The following is a 26,830-nucleotide window of genomic DNA, read 5'->3' on the forward strand; positions in this document are numbered from 1 at the left end:
TCCTTCTTAATCTTTCTTCTTTTCGACTGGAACAAAGTTTAGAATTTCTTTTGTCTCAAAGCTGTCGATGAGTCTGTTTTGCCAATCGTAATAGTCAAGTCTTTCTTCTAGCTTTTTAATATCTAATGAGGCATTATCACGGATTTCTGCGGAAGTATTTGGGTCATCAATTAGCTTCTGTAAGTTTGTAATGGATTTTTCCATCGCACTACTATTCATCGTAATGGCTGTTCTCCATTTAATAGTGAAGAAATCAAAAAAGCACTGATACCAATCTTCTTTGATTGTATATAGATCCTTCCTTTCCCCCTTTACCCAAACTTTTTCAACCATATTCAAATCAAGTAAGCTTCTAACCGAAGTGCTCATACTCGTTTTACTCATACCTAGCTCATCCTTCATCTCATCGAGTGTAAGTGGTTTATCTGAAAAAAAGAGGAGGCCGTATAATCGTCCAGCGGAGGGGGTGATTCCATAAAGATTCATATTTTGAGCAATCGAATCAATAACCATTGATCTGGTTCTATCTAATTGTTCAATGTCTTTCATCTATTTCACATCCTATATATTAGTTAGCACTATATAAATTCTAGACTACATATTCAATGAAGAAATGTAAAGTGCTCCCTCATTATGGAAAAGGAAGCATATTAGAGTATTACTAAGGATTTTTGCAGCTCAGTACGTACAGTTATTTCTGTACGTACTATATAGATGATTACCACGGAATATACTGTTTGAACTAAAAGAAGTGATTAGACTATAATTAAGACAGTCCAGCGCGACCAAATTAAATGAGGTGAAAGAATGGAAGAAAACTATATAAAAATCAAAGTCAATGATGTAACCAAGATATTCGGGAAATCATCAAAGAAGGCTTTACAGTTAATAAAAGAAGGAAAATCCAAGGACCAAATCTTAAAGGAAACAGGCTCAACAGTTGGGGTTAATCGAGCATCCTTTGAAGTGAAGTCTGGCGAAATATTCGTCATTATGGGTTTATCTGGAAGTGGTAAATCCACTTTAGTTCGATTACTGAATCGTCTGATTGAACCGACATTAGGGCAAGTTCTTATTGATGGTAAAGACGTAGTTAAAATGAACAAGGAAGAGTTAAGAGAAGTTAGAAGGAAGCAAATTAGTATGGTCTTTCAAAAGTTTGCATTGTTTCCACATAGAACAGTGCTAGAGAACACTGAATATGGGTTAGAGATTCAGGGCGTTGAAAAGGCCAGTAGAAATGAAAAGGCAACAGAAGCATTAGAATTAGTAGGTCTCAAGGGTTATGAAAACCAGTATCCTAGCCAACTAAGTGGTGGAATGCAACAACGTGTGGGATTAGCGAGAGCACTGGCAAATGATCCTGATGTTCTTTTAATGGACGAAGCTTTTAGCGCATTGGATCCGTTGATACGAAAAGATATGCAGGATGAGTTGCTAGAATTACAATCTACAATGGAAAAAACGATTGTCTTTATCACCCATGATTTAGATGAAGCCCTACGCATTGGTGACAGAATTGCACTTATGAAAGATGGAAACATCGTACAGATCGGAACACCTGAAGAAATATTAATGAATCCTTCAAATGAGTATGTTGAGAGATTCGTAGAAGATGTAGACCTTTCAAAGGTGTTAACCGCTCATCATGTTATGAAGCGTGCAGAAACCGTTCAAGTGGATAAGGGTCCTCGTGTAGCCCTTAAGCTAATGAAGGGTCTAGGGATTTCGTCTATTTATGTCGTAGATAAACAGCAGACGCTTCTCGGTGCGATTACAGCAAAAGATGCTTCAAAAGCAGCAGATGAAAACAAATCATTAATTGAATTCTTAGATAAGGAAATAAATGTGGTCGGAACAGAAACTTTACTAATCGATTTATTTGAAAAAGTATCATCTGCAACCATTCCTGTTGCAGTAACAGATGAAAATAATCGATTAAAAGGAATTCTCATTAAAGGAGCAGTTATTGGAGCTCTTACGGGTAATGAGCAGTATATAAATGGTAGTGCTGAAACTGAGGCAGAAATAGCTAAGGAGGTAATGTAAGATGGAAGGAATTTTTCCGAAGCTTCCTATAGCGAATTGGATTGATCTATTAGTTGATTGGATGACGGTTACCTTTGGTGGAATGTTTGATGGCATTTCTACTGGTGTCGAGTTTTTTGTTGAAGGAATTGTTGCAGGTTTAGGTTTTATCCCTTCTATTATACTTATTATTCTTGTGAGTTTACTAGCTTGGAAGGTTTGTAATTGGAGAATCGCTCTTTTTAGTCTAATAGGTTTATTACTTATTGATAATCTTGGTTATTGGGAAGATATGATAGAAACACTAGCTCTTGTATTAACGGCTGTGATAATTTCCATTGTGATTGGGATTCCAGTTGGGATTTGGGCATCACAAAGTGAAAAAGTTAGACAGGTGGTCATACCTATTCTTGATTTAATGCAAACAATGCCGGCTTTCGTTTACTTATTACCGGCAATCTTTTTCTTTAGTATAGGGGTCGTACCCGGAGTTATTGCATCTGTCATTTTTGCAATGCCACCAACTATTCGCTTAACTATACTTGGAATTAAGCAAGTACCAGCAGACCTTATTGAAGCAACAGAAGCATTTGGTTCCACAACGAAGCAAAAGCTTTTAAAGGTAGAATTGCCACTAGCTATGCCAACGATCATGGCAGGGATTAACCAAAGTATCATGTTAGCTTTATCAATGGTCGTTATAGCATCAATGGTTGGGGCACCTGGACTTGGTACAGAGGTTTACCGTGCTGTTACACAAATCAAAACAGGTATCGGGTTTGAAGCTGGTTTAGCAATAGTTGTTATTGCTATTTTGCTAGACCGCATTACACAAAATATTGGTAAGAAAAAACAAGGGGGAACAATATAATGATTAAAAAAATCGTAGGTATTACGTCAGCACTAGCATTAACATTTGGTTTAGCTGCTTGTGGATCAGAAGAGCAATCAGGTAGTACTACTAAAACAGTCGGTGAACAAGTTGATTACAAAATTGTAGGGATTGATCCTGGTGCAGGACTAATGAAATTAACAATTGACGAAGTAATGCCAGGTTATGAACTAGATGATTGGGAAGTAGTAGAAGGTTCGGGTGCGGCTATGGCAGCAGCCTTGAAAAAAGCATATGACAAAGAGGAGCCGATCATTGTAACTGGTTGGAGCCCACACTGGAAGTTTGCAAGCTATGACTTAAAATATCTAGAAGATCCACAAGGGATTTATGGTGGAGCTGAAGATGTAAACACGATTGTTCGTCAAGGCTTAAGTGAAGATCACCCTGATGCTTATAAGCTTCTTGATCAATTTAACTGGGAACCAGCGCATATTGAAACAGTAATGAACTTAATTCAAGAAGGTACTGACCCAGAAGATGCAGCAGCACAATGGGTGAGTGAAAATGAAGATGTAGTTAGTGCTTGGACTGAGGGTGTTAACGAAGCTGACGGTGATGAGATAAAGCTTCTTTATGTAGCATGGGATGATGTTATTGCTAGCACAAATGTTGTTGCAAATGTCCTTGAAAGTGTTGGATATGAAGTGAACTTAATTCAAGTTGATGCAGGTCCAATGTGGGCTGGTGTAGCCGATGGAAGTGGTGATGCATTAGTTGGTGCTTGGTTGCCAACAACACACGCTGATTATTATGCTGAATACGAAGGAAAGTTTGAAGATTTAGGTGCTAACCTTAGTGGAACAAAGCTAGGATTAGTTGTACCAGCATACATGGATATTGATTCAATTGAAGATTTAAAAGAATAATAGAAAAATGCGGAAAAGATAGCTAATTAGCTATCTTTTCTTTTTTTCGTGTATTTAATCCCTGTGTTGCGAGGATCTTGAACAAGACTATAGTTTGTTCTTAGCCTGTGGGATTTGGGGCATCAAACTCGGTATAAGAGCCCGTTTTTCTTCCCAGACAGTATTGCAGTCACCAATCTCAGTAATACCACTTGGCAGTAAGGTAACAAGACTAAAGAATAGTACACGCAAGAAACAATATTAAATCAAAATAAAACAAAAACAAACAAGTGTTAGGTTGTTTGTTTTACACTAATTACACAAAACTTAAATCTTTTATTATGTTGACTTAGGAGGTTGATGAGCTTACAATAATTGTAACAGTTGTGAAAGCGTTAACTGAAATAGATAGTAAACTAGTTTTAAGGAAAATTTTAAAAAAACAACATTGAAAACGTCATCATTAAATGGAGGGTGAGAAATGATACAGAATAAAACAATGATAGAAAGAGCAGAGGTAATTAACTACATCAACTTGCTGATGGATAATCTTTCGCAAATTAAAGATAATACTGGCGAGTTCTTGTTGAACTTTGATGGTTTAGTAGTAGATGATAAAAGCTGGAATGTTTGGAACTGGCCACAGGGTGTTGGTCTATATGGGATATACAAGTATTGGAGACGTACTAATGACCAAAAAGCATTAACTATTATTACAGATTGGTTTAATGCTAGATTTGAAGAGGGTGTACCACCTAAAAATGTGAACACAATGGCACCGTTTCTAACACTCGCTTATTTATATGAAGATACAAAAGATAAAACGTTTATCCCTTATTTAGAAGACTGGGCTGAATGGGTAATGTATGATATGCCTCGTACAAAGGAAGATGGCTTACAGCATATGACATACGGTCCGGAAAATAAAAATCAACTATGGGATGACACCCTAATGATGACTGTATTACCATTAGCTAAAATCGGAGTTCTCTTCAATAAACCCGAATATATTGAAGAAGCTAAGAAGCAATTTTTAATTCATATTAAATATTTATCCGACCGAAAAACTGGTCTTTGGTTCCACGGATGGACGTTTGAAGGAAATCATAATTATGCAGAAGCACTATGGGCAAGAGGTAATTGCTGGATTACAATTGCCATTCCAGAGATAATTGAAATTCTTGATTTGAAAAAGGGCGATTTCTTTAGAGAATTCTTGATTGATACTTTAAATAGACAAGTTGAGTCATTAGCCCAATATCAACATGAAAGTGGTTTATGGCATACGTTAATTGACGATAAAACTTCTTACTTGGAAGCTTCAGCTACTGCTGGGTTTGCATATGGAATATTAAAATCTATCCATAAGCGTTATATTAGTCAGGACTACAAAGAAGTAGCGTATAAAGCGATACAGGGACTTGTGAATGAAATTGGTGATGACGGAGCTGTCCAAAAGGTTTCTGTTGGAACTGGAATGGGCGACACACTAGATTTCTACAAAGAAATAAAAATTACAACAATGCCTTATGGGCAATCACTTGCAGTACTTAGTTTATCTGAGTTCCTACATTCCTACATTTGATTTATTTGAAGGCTGCTTTCCTAAAGTTTGTTGTTTTGACATAATATAGTTAGTTACAAGCAGGCTGAATACACGGAGACTCCTGCGGGATCAGTGGCCAAAGTTAGACCCCGCAGGAGCTTAGCGACGAGGAGGCTCACTGGTCACCCGCCGGACGCGGAGTGTATTCAGACTGCGGCTTTTGAAAGCAACATAGTAAAAAAACACCAGCAGATATATAGATATAGGCTGGTGTTTTTTAAAAGAAAGAATGTTGTAAACTCTAGGTACTGTCGTCTTCGAGGACATAAGTCGATTTAGGAAGTCTTACGCTCTCTATTATGACTGTAAATCAGCAAGTATATTAGATTTGCATTTTTGAACAGCTTCAATAAGCTCTTGTCGAAAAGAATCTGTTAATCGGTATTCAGGTACGCTAACACTGATAGCGCCATAGTTCTTTTCGTTTACTGAAAGGGAAGCTCCTACACAGAATACATCATTTTCGTGCTCAGAGTTATCAAATGCATATCCAAGTTGACGTATTTTACTTATTTCTTCAATAAACTCATTTTTAGTCGTTAATGTATTAGCCGTATGCTGGACAAGGGTTGTTTGACCTAAATACTGCTCGATTTCTACATCTGGTTTATCAGCTAAAATGGCTTTTCCCATTGCAGAACAATAAAGTGGAATGATTTTTCCTACTTGAGAATACAAACTAACTGGTTTCTTACTTTCTAATTTTTTTACATATACGATATTTTTATCTTCTAAAATTCCCAAATGTACGGTCTCAGTAGTTATTTTATTAAGTTCCTCTAGATGTGGTTGTGCAATGTCTTTAATATCAAGTTGATTAATTGCTTTATTAGCATATTTGATTAAAGCCTGTCCGAGTGAGAACTTCTTCGATTCAATGTTTTTATGAACATAACCTATAAGTAATAACGTATCCAAAATTTTCAAAGCAGTGGAATTTGTTAATTCAGTATGCTTTGCTATTGTATTTAAGTTTTGAGGTTCATCAGAGCTAGATAAAAAATCTAAGATCAACTTGGCCTTAAGAAGTACGGTACCGTATGGTTGCTTTGATGTAGTCATGTGACAATCCTTTCTTTAATAGGCGTTGTTATAAAGTATATCAAAAGTAATACAAAACATAATTATAATCCCACTAAGATAAATATCAACCTCCATTGTCAAACAACACCATAATTTCAAATTGAAAAATAAACCCTGAATAAATAATAATTCACATAAGGTGAGTAAATTAGAAGAATTACCCTTTTAAATGGTTGAAATCTTATAGTTTATTATATATAATAAATTTATAGTTTCCAAATAATAATTTGAGTTTCCAAATAGGAAATTTAAATAAAATGGGTTTCTGGAGGACATGATGAAAAAATTGAAGGTATTATCTCAAATATCAACTTGTGGAGTAGTTGCAGTTGTAAGAGCAGATACTCATGAGGAAGCATTGAAAATTTCTGATGCATGTGTAAAGGGTGGCATCTTAGGGATTGAAATTACATTTACGATTCAAGATGCTGATGTAGTTATTAGAGAGCTGGCCAATCATTATGCTGGGAATTCAGAAGTAGTAATCGGTGCAGGTACGGTACTTGATGCAGCAACTGCACGTATTGCGATTTTGTCAGGAGCACAGTTTATTGTAAGTCCATGCTTTGACAAAGAAACAGCTAAACTATGTAATTTATATCAAATCCCATACATGCCTGGTTGTATGACGATCACTGAAATGAAGCAAGCTTTAGAACATGGTGTCGATATCATTAAAATGTTCCCAGGAAACGCATTTGGTCCTGACTTTGTTAAGTCTGTTAAGGCTCCTCTTCCTCAAATTAACATTATGCCAACTGGCGGAGTTAGTTTAGACAATGTTGGACAATGGATTAAGAATGGATGTGTAGCAGTAGGGGTTGGAGGTAATTTAGTGGCTCCAGCGAAAACAGGAAACTATGATCAAATCACAGAGTATGCTAGACAATATACTTCAAAAGTAAAAGAAGCGAGAGAGGCTTAAAACATGAAAAAGATTGTGACTCTTGGAGAAATTATGCTTCGTTTATCTACTAATGTTGGTGAAAGGCTATCTCAAGTTGATCAGCTTACCATGCATTATGGTGGTGCGGAAGCAAATGTAGGTGTTTCACTTTCACAATTCGGTTTTGATGTCTATTTTGTAAGCAAGGTTCCAGATAACGTCTTGGGTAAAGCGGTTGAGCGTCATTTGCTTTCAAATGGGGTACATACTGAATACTTAGTAAAAGGTGGCGAACGTCTAGGAACTTACTATTTAGAAACGGGTATTGGAGAAAGAAGTGCAACCGTTACTTATGATCGAAAACATTCTAGTTTCTCTACTTTAACAGTCGAGGAATTGGATTTGGAAGCGATTTTACACGGAGCCGAAGTCTTCCATATGTCTGGAATAACACTCGCCTTATCTTCTGGTTTAAGGGACTTAGCATTGTTAGCTATGAAAAAAGCAAAAGAGTTAGGTGTAAAGACAAGCTTTGATTTTAACTATCGTGCCAGTTTGTGGAGTCAACAGGAGGCTTCAGGAGCCATTAAGCCATTGCTACCATATACAGATATTTGTTTCTGTGGTGAATTGGATGCTGTTTATTTACTAGACATTCAACAAGCTGATAATCATTTGTCGAAATCGGAAAAATTAAAATACTATTATAACGAAATACAAAAGCAATATCCAAATATACAAGTAATGAGTTCCACATTTCGAACAGTACTTTCAGCATCAAACAACAAATTACAAGGCAATCACTATGTGGAAGGTAAATTGTATCAATCAAAAGAGCATCATATTAGTCAAATCGTAGATCGAGTTGGTGGTGGGGATGCTTTTGCCTCAGGTGTTCTTTATGGAATCGTAGAAAAACTACCTCCAGAGCAAGTAATTTCCTTTGCTACAGCTGCTTCAGCCTTAAAACATACGGTCCATGGAGATGCAAATGCATTTTCCCCGGAGGAAGTTTTCAAATTTGCTGGAAATAACCCTGGTGAGATTTTAAGGTAAGGCTCTTTTCGCAAAGTTTGTTGTTTAGACACAGAGTATTAAATGGTAGAAACAAGCAGGATGAATACACGTAGACTCCTGTGGGAACAGTGGCCAAAGTGAGACACCAAAGATAAAGATCATTTAAATAAAAATTGAAGGAGATTGATAAATATGTTAGAAACTCGTTATGCAACTCATCCTGAAGATGTAAAAAAATATACGACTGATGAATTAAGAGAGCATTTTTTAGTAGAAAAGTTATTTGAGTCTGGCCAAGTAAATTTGACTTATACTCATAACGACCGCATGATCTTTGGTGGAGTCACACCTGCAGAAGAAGAGTTAACAATAAAGCTAGATAAAGAGCTAGGTGTTGAATATTTCTTAGAAAGACGTGAGATGGGGATTATCAACATTGGTGGCGATGGCGTTGTTGTTCTAGATGGTGTTGAGTATAGCATGCAGCTTCGTGATGGATTATATGTAAGTAGAGGAACGAAGGAAGTCTTGTTTCGTTCTAAGGATGCAAGTGCTCCTGCTAAATTCTATATTAATTCAACACCAGCACATCACACATATCCAACAGTAAAGATTGATATAAATAAAATCGTTCCACTAGAGGCTGGATCATCAGAAACATTGAACGACCGCAAAATCTATCAATATATTCATCCGAATGTATGTGAAAGCTGTCAGCTTCAAATGGGGTTAACGATGCTTTCTCCAGGCAGTGTATGGAACACAATGCCTTGTCATACACATGAAAGACGTATGGAAGTGTACCTCTATTTTAATATGGAACCGGATACACGAGCATTTCATTTTATGGGAAAACCAGATGAAACAAGACATTTAGTCATGAAAAATGAACAAGCAGCTATTTCACCAAGCTGGTCTATTCATACAGGTACTGCAACAAGTAACTACACGTTCATCTGGGGTATGTGTGGAGAAAACATTACATACACAGATATGGATATGATTAAAATGGAAGAGTTACGTTAGACAATTTAGCTATATGAATATAAAAACTGGGGGAAATAGAAATGACTAATCGGTTACAAGATTTTTCACTAGACTTTTTTAATCTAGCTGGTAAGACTGCAATCGTAACAGGAGGTAACACTGGATTAGGCCAAGGCTATGTAGTTGCACTTGCAAAAGCTGGTGCTGACCTTTTTGTTGTCACTCATAATACGGATTGGGATGAAACGAGAGAGCTTGTTGAAAAAGAAGGACGTAAAATTACATTTTTCCAAGCTGACCTAACAAAGAAAGAAGTAATAAGTGAAGTAGTATCTGCTTGTGTTGAGGAATATGGAAAAATTGATATTCTAGTAAATAATGCTGGGACCATTCGTCGTAACCCATTACTCGAGTATAAAGAAGAAGATTGGAATGCGGTAATGGCCATTAATTTAGATGCTGTCTACTTCTTAAGCCAAGAAGTAGCAAAGGTGATGGTTGAACAAAAAAGTGGCAAAATCATCAATATCGCTTCAATGCTATCTTTCCAAGGTGGGAAATTTGTTCCTCCTTATACTGCAAGTAAGCATGCTGTTGCTGGTATTACAAAAGCATTTGCTAATGAATTAGCTGAATATAATGTTCAAATCAATGCTATTGCACCAGGTTATGTAGCAACTGCAAATACAGAACCAATCCGCGCTGATGAAAAGCGTAATGCAGAAATTTTATCGCGGATTCCAGCAGCTCGTTGGGCAGATCCTGCTGACTTAATGGGAACAGTTGTGTTCTTATCAAGTAGAGCTTCAGATTATATTAACGGTCATATCTTGGCAATCGATGGTGGTTGGTTAGCTAGATAATTAGTTAATTGGACATGTAAAAAAGCCGTATCACCTTGAACAGTGGTACGGCTACTTTTTTAAAAAAAGGCGGCGAGAAGATGAATATTGGTATTCGAGCACATGATATTGAGAAGCTTCCTTTAGAGGAACTTGTTGAAGTGATTGCAGATAAAGGGCTTAAGGGAATACAATTAGCAATTGCAAAATCGTTTGATTTCAATGCCGAAAACGGTAGCTTAAGTCCTGGTATGGCCCATCATATAGGTAGTGCTTTTCGAAACAAAAACATCCAAATTGCAGTGTTAGGTTGCTATATTAATATGATCCATCCTGATAAGGTTGAGAGAAAGAAGGCGCTTGATCGATTCAAGGAGCATATTAGATATGCTAGAGATTTTGGGTGTAGTATCGTAGGGACTGAAACAGGGAATGTATATGCGGAAGGCTCCTATACTGAAGAAAACTTTAAGGAAGAGCCATTTCTAGAAGTAGTAGAAAGTGTTCGTGAGCTTGTTAAAGAAGCAGAAAAGTTTGGGGTAATAGTTGGGATTGAAGCGGGAGTAAACCACCCTGTTCATTCATCGAAAGTAATGAAACGACTATTAGATCGTATCGAATCTAACAATCTTCAAGTGATACTTGATCCTGTAAATTTATTGACTGCAGAAACATATGAAAAGCAGGATGAAATCATACAAGAGGCTTTTGACTTATTGGGTGATCGATTGGCAATTCTACATGCAAAGGACTTTATAATAGAAGATAACCAGTTAAAATTCGCACCTGTTGGAAAGGGACTTTTAAATTATGATCTTGTGTTGAAATTAATAAAAGAGAAGAAGCCTCATATCAATATTCTGATGGAAGATACACAAGAGCCTTATATTGATGATAGTATGGCGTTTTTAAAGGAAAAGTACGAGGGGAATTAAGCTTTGGCATGTGGGGACGGTTCTCGTGTGCCACTTCTGGTCTAAATATAGAAGCTAAGACACGAGAACCGCACCCCTGTTTTACTTATGCTTTAATTCTCACCGAATGCTTCAGGGATCATGGTGAAGCCTTCGATAACAGTATCTTCTTCGACTTCAATCATTAAGTATCTTTTCCCGCCAAGGTGAACTTGTTTGACATATCTTAAGTCTTGTGGACTAATCGAAATGTTTGCTATTTTTGTGCTAATTTTAATCGATTTTGAATTATACTTCGGTATAACACTATTTGCTTTTAACTCATATTTATCATCATCAATAATTTTTTGAAACGAGGCCTCGATTTTTTCTGCACTGACATCCTCAAGTCCGCTCATCTTTAAGACGCGCTCAACGTCCTTGGTATCTAATTTTGGTGGTTCTTCCTCTTCGTTTTCTACGATCATTCGGTTAATTTCTTCATATACATTGGAGAGTGTTAATGTATTTAATTTATCACCTGTTACATCTTTAATAATTTCCTCGAAAACTACCTTATCATCTTGTGCAGTCATGACGTCTTCTCCGTTTAAAACGTCCTCTATGAATTGGTAATCAGGCTCATGTACCTTACCTGCTGAATAGAGAATATGGTTAACATCTGCTGAATTGTCGGTAAAGCAAGGGAATAAAAAACCGGCAATTGGGGTGTTGAGGTTGATGATGGGATCGACCACGAAATTGTATTTGAACTCTCTCTCAACATAGTCAAAAAGCAGTTCTTTTTTCGGATCTTGTGTATTATTGATGCTACATAGAATAAATGGATGGGAGTAAACCGTATCTCGTTCACTTTCCTCAGCCTCATCGTTTCTTCGTTTCATTGGTTTTAAATATTCAGCTTTAATGAATGTAATGACGATATCCATTTCATATTGTCTGATCTCCAGAAGTTTGCCCACAAGCTTGAGCATTTGTTCTTTCCAATCTTCTACATCACTGCTAAGTAAACCCTGATGAAGAATTAGCTGGCTATTATTTTCTGCATCGCGTCTAAATTTTAATTCAAAAAGCTTCTCGTCTAATTGGCCAGCAAGCATTTTCTTAAAATTATTCATAAACAATTCTTGTTGATCTTGGTCTAGCAATTCAAAAGGTTGACTTTGGTGATGAAAAATGTCGCTAGATTCCTTCATAATGTAAACATTAAAAATATCGGAGATTTTTAGAAGATCATTGTCTACCTTAAATTGTTTTCTAATTTGCGCTATGTCTTTTTTATTCATAATTAACTACACTCCCACTGTCCTGACTTGCAAAAAAACTAGAATATCAGATGAATCTTCAACTTGTTTATTTTAACATAAATTGTTAGTGAACCTTAAGAACTGATTATAGAGATTTTTTTGGGTAACCGAATGGTAAAGATAAACAGAATAGATTGAAAAAAAGTAAGCAAACTAAAATGCGGGAGCTTTATATCGATTGCTCTAATAAACTACAAGGTGGTGAAATAAATGTCTAAGAAAAAGAATAAGGAATTTAAGCACAATACAGCTTTACCAAAAACAGATGTAGAGTTTGCGAATACTGGGCTTGAAAAAGTCGCATTAAAAGCACAAGAGAGAAACAATAAGTAGGTATTTCAATTGATAATGGTTATTAAAGGGGTTCTTTTAAAGCCCCTTTTGAATTTTCCAATAATGATTGAAAGATTGCTAGTAATGGACTCTACTAGACAAAAGTCTCGGTGGTAACTGAGTCTGTCCCATAGCCCCATCGATTCCTCCAGATAGAGCTTGATATGTGACCAGTTCTAACTCTTCAGTCGTTTATTCTTGAGAAATTTTGTCAAATATAAATTTACTTTGCATCATTCTCCTAAGTATAATGGAATAGGATGGATAGCCTACTACTAGAATTTTGGATTAATTTCCACTATACATAACGTGATTACATGATTAAAAGGAGGAAAAGATGGTTAATAAGAGATTGCTATTCAGTGGCGTTGGGGTTTGTACTATTTTATTTGCTATTATGTTAGTTTTTTTTTATTCAAATTCTTCACCAACAAGCAAGCTTTCGGAAGAGAGTAAAGCTACGAAGGTGATATCGCCTAAAGAAGAAGTTCTAGCTCAAGAGTCTATTTTATCTACTGCTACATTAGAGAACATCAAAGGTGAGGTATACATCATTAAGAAGGACTCAAATGATGAAGAACAAATTAAAGCGTCAAATGAAACGAAACTTGTTCAAGGAGATCGAATTGTAACAAAACAAGATTCAAGTGTAAGGATCGTGTTTAATACAGATCAAAAGACGCTCCTCGGTGAAAATTCAAATGTAATAATTAAAGAATTACACGACACGAATATAGGACTTCATACTGTATTAACACAAGTTTCTGGATCATTAATGAGTATGGGTAAACATGATGATTATACTGTTGAGACTGATGGAATGACGGTTACGCCGAATGGAACTAATTTTTATGTAACAATTGATCCTACTACACAACAGACAACGATCTTTGTTGCCTCAGGTATTGTGAGTGCTCGACCGCAGGGGAATCAGGGACTGAAGCAAGTCGATATATACCCTAGCCAACAAATTAGCGTTAATCCTCAATCAAATAATGATCATGATATAACCTATGGAACAGTTGATATACCGACCTTGGTTTCAATAGCAGATCCAGTCATTCTAGAGGGGTTGCTGAAAAATAAAGCAGAAATAGACAAGGAGAATCAAGAGCTTGTTGAAGAATTAAACGGAAATACCACTCCCCCTCCTTTATTGAGTGATCCTGCACTGCTTAGGGAGTATCTATCAAATATTCAAAATATGTTAGGAAACCTTGTATTAGAAGCAAGTAAGCAAAACAAATTTAATAAAGAAGAAATAGAAAACATAATTGATGAGGCAAATAAAGAAACCAAAGATTTAAACAATAAGATTGATTTAGATAATGTGAAACCGATTGTTGATTTAGGTAGTATGAATGCTAAAGAAGTGTTAGAAGCAATGAAAAAACAACAAGAAGCGAATACAGCAAGTGGAATAAATACTCAGCCAAATCCGGTAACCGGTCAAGTAGACAATCAGATAACACAAGAGAAGCAGAAGAAAATTGAAGAACAACGAAAAGAAATGGAGCAAAAGAAGAAACTTGCAGATCAACTTCAGAAGCAAGCGGAAGAACAAAATAAAAAGAAATTGGAAGAAATAAAGAAGAAGGAACTAGAAAAACAAAAGAAGAAATTAGAAGAAATAAAGAAGAAGAAACTAGAAGAACAAAAGAAACTACAGGAACAATTAGAGCGGGAAAAACAAGAAGCTAGGGAAAAACAATTAGCAAAAGAACTAGAAGATAAGAGAGAACAAGAGGAACTCGACAAGAAAAGTAAAGAATTTCACGATAGTATTTTACGACTAGAATTAGAAAGTAAAGTCACGAAACTGATTGACCTTAAGCTTAAAGCATCGGATGGGGTAATCGCGATAGATCTAAGTAGTATATTTATCAATACACCTTCCGTAACTTATCAGATTATGTCAGCCGATACCAAACTAGTTACAGGAACAATACAAAACTCACAATTATTAATCACGCCTGTATCGATCGGTGAAACCAAGCTGACTTTTGTCGTCAAATCTGGAGACGTTTCAGTCACAAAAACATTTAATGTTCTTGTAGAAGATGTGCCCCAAAACGGCCCTGTGTCATTGAAGTTTTATGACAACGATCCGGTTGCTGGACAATTAGGTGGGGAAATCAATTTAATAAAAGCTGAAGTCGAGGATGATATCACGGGTTATGTTTATTATTGGGTGGATGATTCCAAAAATAAACTTGGTATAATTACGACTGTTGATAAATCAGATGTAAGATATACGCTTCCTATGTCTACGTTGGTTCCTGAAGGAGCAACTGGTATTCTTGCTGTTTCAAGAAACCAAACTGGTGAATCATCAGCATATTCTTATGTTTTGATTAATGATTTGCAAAAGATGCATGTTCAGCCAATAGAGAACCAAAAACTAATGGTTGGTCAAACTAAGTTAATAGATTTAAGTCAAACCTTTATAGATGTAACAGGTGGATTTATTGATAGTAATGATTCGTTATTTTATCACAACTATCAATTTGAAGAAGAGACAAGTAATGAAGAAGTTGGTCGAGGCTATGTAGATGGTGGATTTCATATAGAAGGTAATCAACCAGGTACAACCCAAATTACTATTACATTGACTAATAGAAATACTAGAGAGTCTGTAACTACATCGTTTGAGCTTGTTGTAGAGGAATTGCCATTGCCTGATTACGGTCCAGGAAAATTGACATTTATTGATATGAATCCTTTAGCTAGACAATTAAGTGGTACTATTAATTTAGAAAAAGCTGAAGATGAGGCAATAATTTCAAGTTATGTGTTCTACTGGGCAAATAGCAAGAAAGAGAAAATTGGCGACAAGTTGGTTGAAATAGATAAAACGGGTGAAAATATGACCTATTCTTTGCCTCCTACTGACATTGTTAATGAAGCCACTGGTATTGTTGCCGTTTCGAAGAATAATACTGGAGAGTCAAGTTTGTATTCTTATCTCGAAATTATTGATCTTCAACAGCTGCATGTGAAGACACCTATAGAAACTCAAAGGATCTTAGTTAATGAAACTAAGTTATTGGATTTAAGTCAAACTTTCATTGATGAGACAGGCGAATTAGTAAATATAAATGATGACTTATTTTATGAAAAGTACGACATAGAATTAACTTCGAATGACGAAGAAGTGGGCCGTGCTTATGATGATGGGGGCTTTCATATAGAGGGGAGCCTTTCGGGCGTAGCTACCATCACTATTAAACTGATAGATAAGCAAAGTGGGGAGTCTGTATCGACAACTTTTGAGTTGGTAGTTGAGGAAAAACTGCCGCCTATATTTATAATAGGCACTTTATAAAAAAAGAAGCGTTAAGCCAAATGTTTAGTAAGGTTTAACGCTTCTTTTTTATGAATACTTATTTTCATCTTTTGCTAAATGTTCACGATCTATTGCTTGAGGAGGTCTTTCAAACCATTCATTTTTAATCATTAAATTAAGACCATCCTCGGCAAAAAGGCCAATGTCTTTTATCAATTTGCTATATTTAGTTGCAATATCACGTCTCATGCTAAGAGCAAGAGATCCTCCTATATTGCCAACTCCAATTGCGTTTAATTGGCAAATATGAAAGAGCATTAGTTTATCGGAAAAAGGTGGTATGGTGGAATCGTTGACTTCTGTATCCCATGTCATTGGTGAAGGAAGAGTACTTTCTTCTAATAAAGTGCGGTATGTATCAATTTGAGAACGCGCAACTTCAATACCTCTTATGAAATAGCTACGCAATTCTTCAGATCGAACTGTTTGCGCAAATCCAATTAATAACGCTTTTCCATATGCGTTATTCGTGTTCAAAAAAATATGAGCAATTTCCTCAGCAGAAAGTGTTCGTCTTTCTCCAAACCAACCCTTTAAAAAGCTCCCTTTTTTAACAAAAGAAGGTTCCTTAGGAGTAGCGATATAAGGAGCTCGAATAAATACTCCTTTAGAAAGCATAACCTCTTTTGAACGATCTTCTACTTCAGTTGAATCTAACAAAAATTTATAATAAAGCTCTCTTATATCTTTCCGTGCCCCCATTGAAAAGGCCATTCCATTTGCAGCAATACCTGCTTTCCCTAAATTACGGACAAAATATAGCATATATGTGTCCGAATACAATTTGGGAGCTTCTAAGTTAACCTCGTCCATCGTATATCCGAATGGAATAGGATAGTTTTCTTGTTTGTAAATCTCTGTTACTGATGATAAATGTTCTTTGGCTTTTTCTAATGATATATCAATAATTTCTTTAATCTCTAGATCCTCAACAATCCGACTAAAATATGTAAGGACAGGAATTGAAGCACTCTCATTCATATAAGATGCCCATAAATAACCTATTTCAGCTGAAGTTAATTCAATATTATGTAATTTCATACACACTACCTCCAATAAAGCTTGTTAGAGATAGTTTTTACATTATGTTCTGTAATTATTTGTAATTTACGGTAGAGTGTGATGAATATTTAAATTCTGTTGTGTTTTATTCTTAGGTTTCAACTGCAAAATCGATCGTTTGATGAATTTTTAATTGACAAATATTTTTCAGTGACCTTCTATTTTTGTTTCTTTTAAATATATTAACTGAAAGGGATATGTTGAATTGGCAAAAAAAAATGATAGAGTAGTTAGTGTATAGGGGGTAATGAGATGAATATTGGATTTTTTAATGGTGAATTTATTGATATCAACAAGGCTGTCATACCTATTGATGAACGGGGTCATCAATTTGGTGATGGTGTCTATGAGGTAGTGAAGACCTATCATTCAGTTCCTTTATTACTAGATGAACATTTGGAGCGTTTTGAAAAGAGTGCAACTGCCATTCATATAAGACTACCATATAAAAAGGCAGAACTTAAAAGCATTATTGTTGAAGGAATTGAAAGAGCTGGATTGGAGAATGCTGAGGTTTATTTCCAGGTAACAAGAGGAATTGCACCTAGAAACCATTTGTTTCCAGATGTCCCACCATCATTCACATTAACTGTGAAACCAGCAAGAAAGATAGCTGAACGGAATTATGAGTCAGGAGTACAAACTATTATTGTTGAAGATGATCGCTGGGCAAAATGTCATATAAAATCTCTGAATTTATTGCCAAACATTCTGGCAAAACAGAATGCTGTTAACAGTGGTAACTTTGAAGCAATCTATGAAAAAGATGGTTTTATTGCAGAAGGAACGAGTAGTAATGTGTTTGTTGTCAAAAATGCTGTTCTATATACAACACCACTTACTAGCAATATTTTACCAGGGATAACAAGAGAAGCGATCTTACAAATTGCAAAAGAAGAAGGAATTGAGAGTAAGGAAGAAAGATTTACCAAGGACTTTTTAATGAATGCGGATGAGGCTTTTATTTCAAGTACATCAGTCGAAGTGCTACCGATTCGAACGGTGGATGGACAGATTATTGGTAGTGGTAATCCAGGGGAAATGACTAAAAAGTTGCACCAATTATTTAAGGGATTATGTTAGGTATAGGAGGATCGAGACAGGATAAATCCTGTCTTTTTTAGTATGTTCTTTTAAATGTAATTGTAACGTTGTCGTTATTTAAGTGAATTAATGGTTATAGGATTAACGTATATATAAAGTATTTACATTTTTCTTACATAATTTAGAGGTTTTTATAATTATTTTTCGAATATATAGGTATTATCGATGGAATTATAGTCTGCTAGGGGGAATAAGATGTCACAGCTTGAAATACTTCATCCAGTATTAGGGAGAGTTATTGAAAATATCGAAAAAGTAATGATTGGTAAAAGAGATGTGGCGACATTGAGTTTAGTTGCTTTATTAGCCGAGGGTCATGTTTTATTAGAAGATGTTCCTGGGGTAGGTAAAACAATGATGGTACGTGCCCTTGCTAAATCTGTTAGTGCTGATTTCAAAAGACTTCAATTTACACCAGATTTATTACCTTCTGATGTAACTGGTGTCTCTATTTATAATCCGAAGGAACAACAATTTGAATTTCGGGCAGGGCCGATTATGGGGAATATTGTTCTTGCTGATGAAATAAATCGAACCTCCCCTAAGACACAATCTGCTTTGTTAGAAGGTATGGAAGAAAGTAGTGTAACAGTCGATGGTGTCACGAGATCACTTCCTAGGCCATTTTTTGTTATGGCTACACAAAATCCAATCGAGTATGAAGGAACATACCCTTTACCTGAGGCTCAATTAGATCGTTTCTTATTAAAGTTAAAAATGGGCTATCCGACCGCAAATGAAGAAATGGAAGTGTTAAATCGAGCTGAAAAAATGAAACCGATTAATACATTGCAATCGGTTATCACGATTGAGGAACTGAGTGTGCTTCAAGAACAGGTAAAAGAGATTTATGTTGATGAAACAATAAAACAATATATTATCGATTTAGTTGCTAGAACTAGAAATCATCCTTCTATTTACTTGGGTTCAAGTCCGCGTGGTTCAATTGCATTAATGAAAACTTCCCAAGCGCTTGCTTTAATTAATGGACGTGATTTTGTTCTTCCTGATGATGTGAAATTCCTAGCTCAGTTCGTTTTGCCACATAGAATCATCCTGAAGTCTGAAGCTAAATTCGAGGGTATGACAGCTGATCATGTTATTTCCAAGGTAATAGATCGCACGCCTGTACCTGTCCAAAGGTCGTTGAATCGTTAAATGAAATCTATATTTATGTTTATAAAACGGGCTGGAAACCTAGGGTTAATTATTTTTTTGATCACAGTCACCTTCATATATGCCATGTTTCAGGGTGGATTTGTTAGTTGGTTTTTATTTTATAGTTTTCTGCCAGTTGGGTTGTATTCATTTTTGATTGCAGTTTATCCCATTTCCTCAATGGATGTTAAAAGACTAACAAATCAAACTGAGTATTCAGCGGGTGAGAAACTAGTAGGAACTATTACAATTAATAGAAAGTTTCCTTTGCCTCTTGTTTACATGGTTGTTGAAGAAGTCCTTCCATCTGAATTGAAGTATCATGAAAAGGGTCAAAAATCAAAGGTGTTATTATTTCCTTGGTTTAAGCGAAACTTAACCTTTAACTATGTGTTTGATTCTATTCCAAGAGGAGAACATCTTTTTACTGAGATTCGAGTAAGGACTGGGGATTTATTTGGATTAGTAGAGAAGCAAGCAGTATTTCCAATTGAACAGAAGTTTTTAGTTTATCCAAAGTGCTATGACCTCATCTATCGTCAAGTAGAAAGTCGGTTTGAACAAGGTGCAACGGCTTCCAATGTAAATCTTCAGAGAGATACAACTATTGCGATAGGGATTAGAGATTATAAGCCTGGTGATCGATTTTCATGGATTGATTGGAAATCATCTGCACGTAAAAATGAAATTATGACAAAGGAATTTGAACAACAACAAAGTCATGATGTTGTTCTCTTTTTAGACCGAACCCCTTCTAGAGAATTTGAACAGTCCGTTACGTTTCTAACGTCGTTAGTTAGGTCGATTCTAAAAAAAGGAGCACAATTGTCTCTCATATCAATCGGTGAAGAACAATCTATTTTCCCTTTAAGGGGAGGGGAAACCCAACAACAGCAGATTTTTTATCATTTAGCAAAGGTGAAATCGGACAGCTCTGTTCCATTTTCAATCACGATTGATTCGGAAATGAAAAAAATCTATCAAGGAATTACCTTTATGTTTGTGACCAGTAGGTTGACATCAGATTTTGTTCGTGCACTTGAACGCCTTTCGTTTAGGAGAGCTAATCTTCTTGTTTTTGTAGCGAAGGAAAAGGGGGCGCAATTATTACAACTAGAAATCGGGTTAATTGAAACGTTAAGAAGGAGAAGCGTGGTGGTGAAGGTTGTTTATGAGGGTCACTATACTGATGTTTTTCTTGAGGTGAGCAATTCATGACTTCAATAGTGAATAGAAATATAACGGGATTCATATTAAGTGTTTTTGGTGTTTTATTATTGTCTGAATGGCTGAGACCATTAACTGTAGTTACAGATACAGGGAAAATCTATGTGTTTGTCCTGTTTATTGGACTCTGTTTTATTCTATCTTTCTTGAAGATAAAAAGTTGGATTTCTATTTTAATTAAGGTTTTTACAATACTGTTTTTATTAAATCACACCTATTATGAAGAAGCGTTATTTAATTTTGAATGGATCTACTTATTTTCTTATGACTTAGGGCAAAACATAAAACTAGTATTTGCAGCAGAATGGCTGGAGATGTCAGCCCTCTTCCGAAGTTTCCTGTTTTTTATTTTACTGTGGTTAATGAGCTATTTGGTTTTCTATTGGATGATTGTACAAAAAAGGATTTTCTTGTTCTTTATGATTACGGTCATATATATAACAGTTCTGGATACTTTTAGTCCTTATGATGCAGAAGGTTCAATCATCCGATTAGTCTTGTTTGGATTTCTGATGCTCGGGTTAGTAAATCTTAAACGTGTGATAGATAGTGAAAAGTTAACCGCCTTAAAGGGGGTCTTCACTAAGTGGTTGATTCCTCTAATTATAGTCATTTTCTTTACGAGTACTGTTGGTTATCTTGCTCCTAAGGCTGCCCCACAGTGGCCAGATCCTGTTCCGTTTTTAAAGGGGTATGGAAAAGGTGGTATTGCTCCTGGTGGAGGAAATGGAATCAAAAAAATTGGATATGGAACAAATGATTCCTATTTAGGTGGACCGTTTATTCCGGATGATACACCGGTGTTTCGGGCAGGTGTTGAAAAGAGGCATTATTGGAGAGTAGAAACGAAGGATTTGTATACTGGTAAAGGTTGGGAAGCATCCAATAACTATAAAGATAAATTATTCACAGAGGATAATGACGTTCTAAGTTGGTTCGAAGCCGGAGCAGATAGAGAGTATTATGAAGCAGATATAGAGGTAATGAAATTATCTTCTCATATTACTTACCCAACAGGTCTTTTGTCGGTAGGTGGACATGACTATCCAGACATCCAATTTAGTGTAGATCCTGTTACTGAAAAAATTGTTAGCAAACAATATAGTGATTCTGTTTCATTCCAACGATACTCCTTAACATATGAACAACCCGTTTATCTAGTTCAAGACGTTCAGTCAGTAAATTCAAAGGGTGGCCTTGAGTTGGATGATCAATTCTTTGAAACATATACACAGCTTCCAGATGAGTTACCACAGAGAGTTAAAGATCTTGCTCTAGATATCACCAAGGAAAAAACAAGTAGATATGACAAGGTAGTGGCGGTGGAGCGATATTTTAAAGAGGCTCAATTTTTGTATGACACGAAAAATGTTGCTGTTCCCGGTAGAAATGACGATTATGTAGACCAATTCTTATTTGAAACACAGACGGGTTATTGCGATAACTTTTCCACGGCTATGATTGTGTTATTACGTTCACTAGATATACCAGCGCGTTGGGTGAAGGGTTATAGTGAAGGGACATATATTGAGACGGTTAATGAAAACTATCGTGTGTTCGAGATTACAAATAATAATGCACATTCATGGGTTGAGGTTTATTTCCCTAACTTTGGTTGGATTGAATTTGAACCAACAAAAGGATTTAGTAACTTGTCTAACTTTGTTTACAATACTTCTACAACAGCTGTAAACCCGAACACACAGGAAGTTGATACTCAAACACCTTCTCATGAGTTAGTGGAAGAGGTTACACCGGAAGTACCTGAAGATGAGGTTGACACTTCAGTAGATTCTACTAGTGATAAAAGGATAAATGTGTCGTGGAAGGATATTTCAATCTATATTCTGACCGTCGTTTTTATAGCTTATGTTCTCCTTAAAACAAGGTTGAGATGGCTGCCGTTGTTAGCGGTTGTTCGCTACAAGTACAGTAAAGATGTTTTTGTTTATTTTAAAGCGTATCCAGCACTGTTAAACCAATTGGAGAGAGTAGGCCTGAAGCGGCAAAAGGGTCAGACATTAAGAGAATTTGCAACATATGTGGATAAGTTTTACCGATCAGAGGATATGCAAAAACTTACTAGAAGTTATGAGAGAGCACTTTATAAAAATGACAATGCTAGAAAAGAGTGGGAAGAATCGATTGAATTGTGGGAAAATTTAATCAAAAAAGTATCATCTTGACCGAATGGTCTAACAGATATAGAATTAACTCAAATTGAACAAGAAGAATCCTTCATATATACTCGACAATATGGGTCGAACGTTTCTACCAGATCACCGTAAATGATCTGACTATGAAGGCAGCTTTCTATTTGAGTATAAAAACTAGAATTCTGCCTTTTTAGGGGGATTCTAGTTTTTTTATATTTAACTTGTTATTCTTTGTATAGGTAACTTGGTAAATAACCAGTCTAACGGTTTGTTTCTATTCTTCTTAAATTGGTTTTCTTTATTACGGGAATGACGATCATTATAAGAAGTGACAATTTATTTTGGGGTGATGAAATGCAAGGGTTTAATGAAATGATTGTTGTATTAGATTTTGGAAGTCAGTATAACCAGTTAATTACTAGAAGAATTCGTGAGTTTGGGGTTTATAGTGAATTGCATGCTCATACGATTACAGCGGAAGAAATCAAAAAAATGAATCCAAAAGGAATTATCTTTTCAGGTGGTCCGAACAGTGTTTATGGAGAGAATGCTTTTAGTTGTGATGAAGAAATCTTTGAATTAGGAATTCCGATTCTAGGAATCTGCTATGGAATGCAACTAATGACAAAGCACTTTGCTGGAAAAGTAGAGAAAGCTAGTCACCGTGAATATGGAAAGGCAACATTAACAGTTGAACATGATTCGAAGTTATTTTCTAATCTTCCAAAAGAACAAACGGTCTGGATGAGTCATGGAGACCTTGTAGTTGAAACACCTGATGGTTTTAGAGTTGATGGGACAAGCCCGTCATGTCCAATAGCTGCTATGAGTAATGAAGCTAGAAAAATGTATGGAGTTCAATTTCATCCAGAAGTTAGACATTCAGAATATGGTAATGACTTGTTAAAGAATTTTGTCTTTGAAGTGTGTGGATCAAAGGAAGAATGGTCTATGGAGAATTTTATTGAAGTTGAAATGGAGAAGATTAAACAGCTTGTTGGTGACAAAAAGGTACTTTGTGCACTTAGTGGTGGAGTAGATTCATCAGTAGTAGCTGTACTAATTCATAAAGCAATTGGCGATCAACTAACATGCATATTCGTTGACCATGGATTACTTCGTAAAGATGAAGCTGAAGGTGTAATGAAGACTTTCGCAGATGGATTTAATATGAACGTTATTAAGGTGGACGCGAAGGAACGATTTATGGCTAAGCTTAAAGGAGTAAGTGATCCAGAGCAAAAAAGAAAAATTATTGGTAATGAATTTATTTATGTATTTGATGATGAGTCTGCAAAGCTTGAGGGAATTGATTATCTTGCTCAAGGTACTTTGTATACAGATATCATTGAGAGTGGAACTGCGACGGCACAAACAATAAAGTCTCACCACAACGTGGGCGGACTTCCAGAAGATATGAAGTTTCAATTAATTGAACCGTTAAATACACTTTTCAAGGATGAAGTGCGTGCATTAGGTACAGAATTAGGTATGCCGGATGAAATCGTTTGGCGCCAACCGTTTCCAGGACCAGGATTAGGTATTCGAGTTTTAGGAGAGGTCACTGAAGAAAAATTAGAAATTGTAAAAGAATCAGATGCGATCTTACGTGATGAAATCACAAAAGCGGGTCTTGAGCGAGATATTTGGCAATATTTCACGGTTCTTCCGGATATCCGAAGTGTAGGTGTTATGGGAGATGCAAGAACATATGATTATACAATTGGAATAAGAGCAGTAACATCAATCGACGGTATGACTTCTGATTGGGCTCGTATCCCTTGGGATGTTCTAGAGAAGATTTCAACGAGAATCGTGAACGAAGTTAATCATATTAACCGAGTTGTTTACGATATTACGAGTAAACCACCAGCTACAATTGAGTGGGAATAGTGTAAAAGCGAACAAAAACGAACATTTTATAATAAATGTTCGTTTTTTTATTGACGAATAACGATTAAGTTGATACAATCAGACTTGTCATTATTTAATATATTTTGTCGTATAGTGTTGGGGATATGGCCCAAAAGTTTCTACCGAGCTACCGTAAATGGCTTGACTACGATTAATAATATAGTGGGAAGGAATCTATTTTCTTTTTTTCTATTATTATTTTATCAGGTCAAGCGCTTCGAGAATTTCTCGTGGCGTTTTTGTTTATTCTGGGTAAAGAAGAGAAGAAAATAGGAGGAGTAATCGTACATGAAAAAGTTTTTTGAGTTTGAAGCATTAGGTACTAATTATAAAAAAGAAACTGTAGCTGGTTTGACTACATTCTTATCGATGGCATATATCTTATTTGTTAATCCGAGTATCCTTTCTGCGGCAGGGATGGATGGGAATGCAGTATTTGTTGCAACTGCATTAGCGGCTGCTATTGGTTCATTATTAATGGGAGTAATTGCGAAATATCCAATCGCCTTAGCTCCGGGTATGGGCTTAAATGCATTCTTTGCTTTTTCAGTCGTTCTTGGAATGGGAGTTCCATGGCAAACTGCATTATCTGGTGTGTTGGCTTCTGGCCTGATCTTTATCGTTTTAACTTTAACGGGTGTTCGTGAAAAAATTATTAATGCAATTCCAGCGGAATTAAAATATGCTGTAGGCGCAGGTATTGGTTTATTTATCACTTTCATTGGGTTTCAAGGTGCAGGGATTATTAGAGCGGACGAAGCTACATTAGTTGCTTTAGGTGACATTTCGAGTGGAAATGCTTTACTAGCAATATTCGGAGTAGTTTTAACTGTTGTCTTAATGGTAAGAGGAATTAATGGCGCCATATTCATTGGAATGGTTGCAACCGCGATTGTGGGGATGCTAACTAACTTAGTTCATGTACCAACAGCGGTAGTCAGTTCGGTACCAAGTCTTGCTCCAACGTTTGGTGCAGCATTCACTAACTTTGGAGATATCTTCACTATTCAGATGTTAGTTGTTATCTTAACATTCTTATTCGTAGATTTCTTTGATACAGCAGGTACTTTAGTGGCTGTAGCTAATCAAGCTGGGTTAATGAAAGATAATAAATTACCTCGTGCAGGCAAAGCTTTATTTGCAGATTCTTCTGCTACAGTTGTTGGTTCAATTCTTGGTACTTCAACAACTACTTCATATATTGAGTCTTCTGCTGGTGTTGCAGCTGGAGGTCGTTCAGGTTTTACATCAGTAGTAACAGCAGGATTATTTGTTTTAGCAATATTCTTTTCACCATTACTTGGTGTTGTAACATCAGCTGTAACGGCACCTGCTTTGATTATTGTAGGAATCTTAATGGTTTCGTCGTTAGGTAAAATTGAGTGGCAACGATTTGAGGTTGCAGTCCCTGCGTTCCTTACTATTATCGCAATGCCACTTACCTATAGTATCGCTACTGGAATCGCAATTGGCTTTATCTTCTATCCAATCACAATGATTGCAAAAGGTAGAGCAAAAGAGATTAACCCAATCATGTATGGGCTGTTTGTAATCTTTGTTCTATATTTTATCTTCTTAGTTTAATATGAAAAGTGGCGGTCAATATGATCGCCATTTTTTTATGGAAGATTTTAACGTGTATTATTTATTGACTCAAAGGAATTAAATTGTTATAGTAAATGAGTCGCTGTTAGCAACTTAACTTTCAACTTCATTTAATAAGAAATTAATTGTTGACAATGTGATTGGAAAAATGATATTCTATTAAAAGTCTCTTGTGGGACAAGAAGTTCTTTGAAAACTGAACACAATAAACAAACGTCAACGTTTTAAATTAAGTAACAAAACTATTGAGCAATCAATACTCTTTTTGGAGAGTTTGATCCTGGCTCAGGATGAACGCTGGCGGCGTGCCTAATACATGCAAGTCGAGCGGATCTGAGGGAGCTTGCTCCCAAAGATTAGCGGCGGACGGGTGAGTAACACGTGGGCAATCTGCCTGTAAGACTGGGATAACTTCGGGAAACCGGAGCTAATACCGGATAATATAGAGAACCGCATGGTTCCCTATTAAAAGATGGTTTCGGCTATCACTTACAGATGAGCCCGCGGCGCATTAG

At 36.1% G+C, this 26,830-nt stretch carries 21 protein-coding genes, 1 rRNA gene and 2 riboswitches; of the genes, 18 read left to right on the forward strand and 4 right to left on the reverse strand.

Annotated features, from left to right (window positions below):
* Positions 1 to 6: 6 nt before the first annotated feature.
* Complete coding sequence (locus BLQ56_RS19725; RefSeq protein ID WP_090858605.1) at positions 7 to 549, reverse strand: GbsR/MarR family transcriptional regulator; 543 nt, start codon at positions 547 to 549, stop codon at positions 7 to 9.
* Between the two features lie 258 nt (positions 550 to 807).
* On the opposite strand from BLQ56_RS19725, the gene BLQ56_RS19730 reads away from it, so the two are divergent.
* From BLQ56_RS19730 to bglB, 4 genes are all read left to right on the forward strand, one after another.
* Entirely contained in the window at positions 808 to 2,049 is a 1,242-nt protein-coding gene (locus BLQ56_RS19730) for a quaternary amine ABC transporter ATP-binding protein (protein WP_090858608.1), read from the forward strand.
* A 1-nt stretch (position 2,050) separates the two neighbouring features.
* Entirely contained in the window at positions 2,051 to 2,899 is an 849-nt protein-coding gene (locus tag BLQ56_RS19735) for an ABC transporter permease (protein ID WP_090858611.1), read from the forward strand.
* Positions 2,899 to 3,789: a glycine betaine ABC transporter substrate-binding protein gene (locus BLQ56_RS19740; protein ID WP_090858614.1), complete on the forward strand. Its 891-nt coding sequence runs from the start codon at positions 2,899 to 2,901 to the stop codon at positions 3,787 to 3,789. Before BLQ56_RS19735 ends, BLQ56_RS19740 begins: the two co-directional genes overlap by 1 nt.
* A 460-nt stretch (positions 3,790 to 4,249) precedes the next feature.
* On the forward strand, positions 4,250 to 5,353 hold the full coding sequence (gene bglB / locus BLQ56_RS19745) for a beta-galactosidase BglB (protein WP_090858616.1): 1,104 nt from the start codon (positions 4,250 to 4,252) through the stop codon (positions 5,351 to 5,353).
* Between the two features lie 318 nt (positions 5,354 to 5,671).
* On the opposite strand, the gene BLQ56_RS19750 is transcribed toward bglB, so the two are convergent.
* Positions 5,672 to 6,436 (reverse strand): IclR family transcriptional regulator, encoded by a 765-nt coding sequence (locus BLQ56_RS19750; protein ID WP_090858619.1) that lies wholly within the window; start codon positions 6,434 to 6,436, stop codon positions 5,672 to 5,674.
* A 298-nt stretch (positions 6,437 to 6,734) separates the two neighbouring features.
* Here BLQ56_RS19750 and BLQ56_RS19755 point away from each other — a divergent pair, with 298 nt between their 5' ends.
* The 5 genes from BLQ56_RS19755 to BLQ56_RS19775 all read left to right on the forward strand — a co-directional run bounded on the left by BLQ56_RS19755 (position 6,735) and on the right by BLQ56_RS19775 (position 11,124).
* The gene (locus BLQ56_RS19755) at positions 6,735 to 7,382 is read left to right on the forward strand and encodes a bifunctional 4-hydroxy-2-oxoglutarate aldolase/2-dehydro-3-deoxy-phosphogluconate aldolase (RefSeq protein ID WP_175490396.1); all 648 of its coding nucleotides are present in this window, start codon (positions 6,735 to 6,737) and stop codon (positions 7,380 to 7,382) included.
* A 3-nt stretch (positions 7,383 to 7,385) separates the two neighbouring features.
* Positions 7,386 to 8,399, forward strand: coding sequence for a sugar kinase (locus BLQ56_RS19760; RefSeq protein ID WP_090858624.1), 1,014 nt, complete (start codon positions 7,386 to 7,388; stop codon positions 8,397 to 8,399).
* 153 nt (positions 8,400 to 8,552) lie between these two features.
* Positions 8,553 to 9,386: a 5-dehydro-4-deoxy-D-glucuronate isomerase gene (kduI, locus tag BLQ56_RS19765; protein WP_090858626.1), complete on the forward strand. Its 834-nt coding sequence runs from the start codon at positions 8,553 to 8,555 to the stop codon at positions 9,384 to 9,386.
* A 41-nt stretch (positions 9,387 to 9,427) separates the two neighbouring features.
* Positions 9,428 to 10,210, forward strand: coding sequence for a 2-dehydro-3-deoxy-D-gluconate 5-dehydrogenase KduD (gene kduD / locus BLQ56_RS19770; protein ID WP_090858629.1), 783 nt, complete (start codon positions 9,428 to 9,430; stop codon positions 10,208 to 10,210).
* 80 nt (positions 10,211 to 10,290) lie between these two features.
* Positions 10,291 to 11,124: a sugar phosphate isomerase/epimerase family protein gene (locus tag BLQ56_RS19775; protein ID WP_090858632.1), complete on the forward strand. Its 834-nt coding sequence runs from the start codon at positions 10,291 to 10,293 to the stop codon at positions 11,122 to 11,124.
* Between the two features lie 92 nt (positions 11,125 to 11,216).
* On the opposite strand, the gene BLQ56_RS19780 is transcribed toward BLQ56_RS19775, so the two are convergent.
* Positions 11,217 to 12,389, reverse strand: a complete 1,173-nt coding sequence (locus BLQ56_RS19780; RefSeq protein ID WP_090858635.1) for a DUF4317 domain-containing protein — start codon at positions 12,387 to 12,389, stop codon at positions 11,217 to 11,219.
* Positions 12,390 to 12,620: 231 nt separating this feature from the next.
* Here BLQ56_RS19780 and BLQ56_RS24165 point away from each other — a divergent pair, with 231 nt between their 5' ends.
* Both BLQ56_RS24165 and BLQ56_RS19785 read left to right on the forward strand, forming a co-directional pair.
* Positions 12,621 to 12,743, forward strand: coding sequence for a hypothetical protein (locus tag BLQ56_RS24165; protein WP_274380252.1), 123 nt, complete (start codon positions 12,621 to 12,623; stop codon positions 12,741 to 12,743).
* Positions 12,744 to 13,080: 337 nt separating this feature from the next.
* Positions 13,081 to 16,068 (forward strand): FecR family protein, encoded by a 2,988-nt coding sequence (locus BLQ56_RS19785; protein ID WP_090858637.1) that lies wholly within the window; start codon positions 13,081 to 13,083, stop codon positions 16,066 to 16,068.
* 48 nt (positions 16,069 to 16,116) lie between these two features.
* Here the strand turns inward: BLQ56_RS19785 and BLQ56_RS19790 are convergent, their stop codons facing one another.
* Positions 16,117 to 17,130: a DUF3231 family protein gene (locus BLQ56_RS19790; RefSeq protein ID WP_090858640.1), complete on the reverse strand. Its 1,014-nt coding sequence runs from the start codon at positions 17,128 to 17,130 to the stop codon at positions 16,117 to 16,119.
* 273 nt (positions 17,131 to 17,403) lie between these two features.
* Here BLQ56_RS19790 and dat point away from each other — a divergent pair, with 273 nt between their 5' ends.
* The 7 genes from dat to BLQ56_RS19825 all read left to right on the forward strand — a co-directional run.
* Positions 17,404 to 18,234 carry a D-amino-acid transaminase gene (dat, locus tag BLQ56_RS19795; protein ID WP_090858643.1) on the forward strand — a complete coding sequence of 277 codons (831 nt, stop codon included), beginning with the start codon at positions 17,404 to 17,406 and terminating at the stop codon, positions 18,232 to 18,234.
* Positions 18,235 to 18,450: 216 nt separating this feature from the next.
* Positions 18,451 to 19,413, forward strand: a complete 963-nt coding sequence (locus tag BLQ56_RS19800) for an AAA family ATPase (RefSeq protein WP_090858646.1) — start codon at positions 18,451 to 18,453, stop codon at positions 19,411 to 19,413.
* Complete coding sequence (locus tag BLQ56_RS19805; RefSeq protein ID WP_090858649.1) at positions 19,414 to 20,631, forward strand: DUF58 domain-containing protein; 1,218 nt, start codon at positions 19,414 to 19,416, stop codon at positions 20,629 to 20,631.
* Complete coding sequence (locus tag BLQ56_RS19810; protein WP_090858652.1) at positions 20,628 to 22,826, forward strand: DUF4129 domain-containing transglutaminase family protein; 2,199 nt, start codon at positions 20,628 to 20,630, stop codon at positions 22,824 to 22,826. Before BLQ56_RS19805 ends, BLQ56_RS19810 begins: the two co-directional genes overlap by 4 nt.
* A gap of 32 nt (positions 22,827 to 22,858) precedes the next feature.
* A riboswitch (purine riboswitch) is annotated at positions 22,859 to 22,960 on the forward strand.
* A gap of 190 nt (positions 22,961 to 23,150) precedes the next feature.
* On the forward strand, positions 23,151 to 24,689 hold the full coding sequence (gene guaA / locus BLQ56_RS19815) for a glutamine-hydrolyzing GMP synthase (RefSeq protein WP_090858656.1): 1,539 nt from the start codon (positions 23,151 to 23,153) through the stop codon (positions 24,687 to 24,689).
* A gap of 87 nt (positions 24,690 to 24,776) precedes the next feature.
* A riboswitch (purine riboswitch) is annotated at positions 24,777 to 24,878 on the forward strand.
* Between the two features lie 120 nt (positions 24,879 to 24,998).
* On the forward strand, positions 24,999 to 26,294 hold the full coding sequence (locus BLQ56_RS19820) for an NCS2 family permease (RefSeq protein ID WP_090858659.1): 1,296 nt from the start codon (positions 24,999 to 25,001) through the stop codon (positions 26,292 to 26,294).
* A 283-nt stretch (positions 26,295 to 26,577) separates the two neighbouring features.
* Positions 26,578 to 26,830 (forward strand): 16S ribosomal RNA (locus tag BLQ56_RS19825); the annotation flags it as partial.

The sequence above is a fragment of the Litchfieldia salsa genome (genome assembly GCF_900104555.1).
GTDB classification, from domain to species: Bacteria; Bacillota; Bacilli; order Bacillales; family Bacillaceae_L; genus Litchfieldia; species Litchfieldia salsa.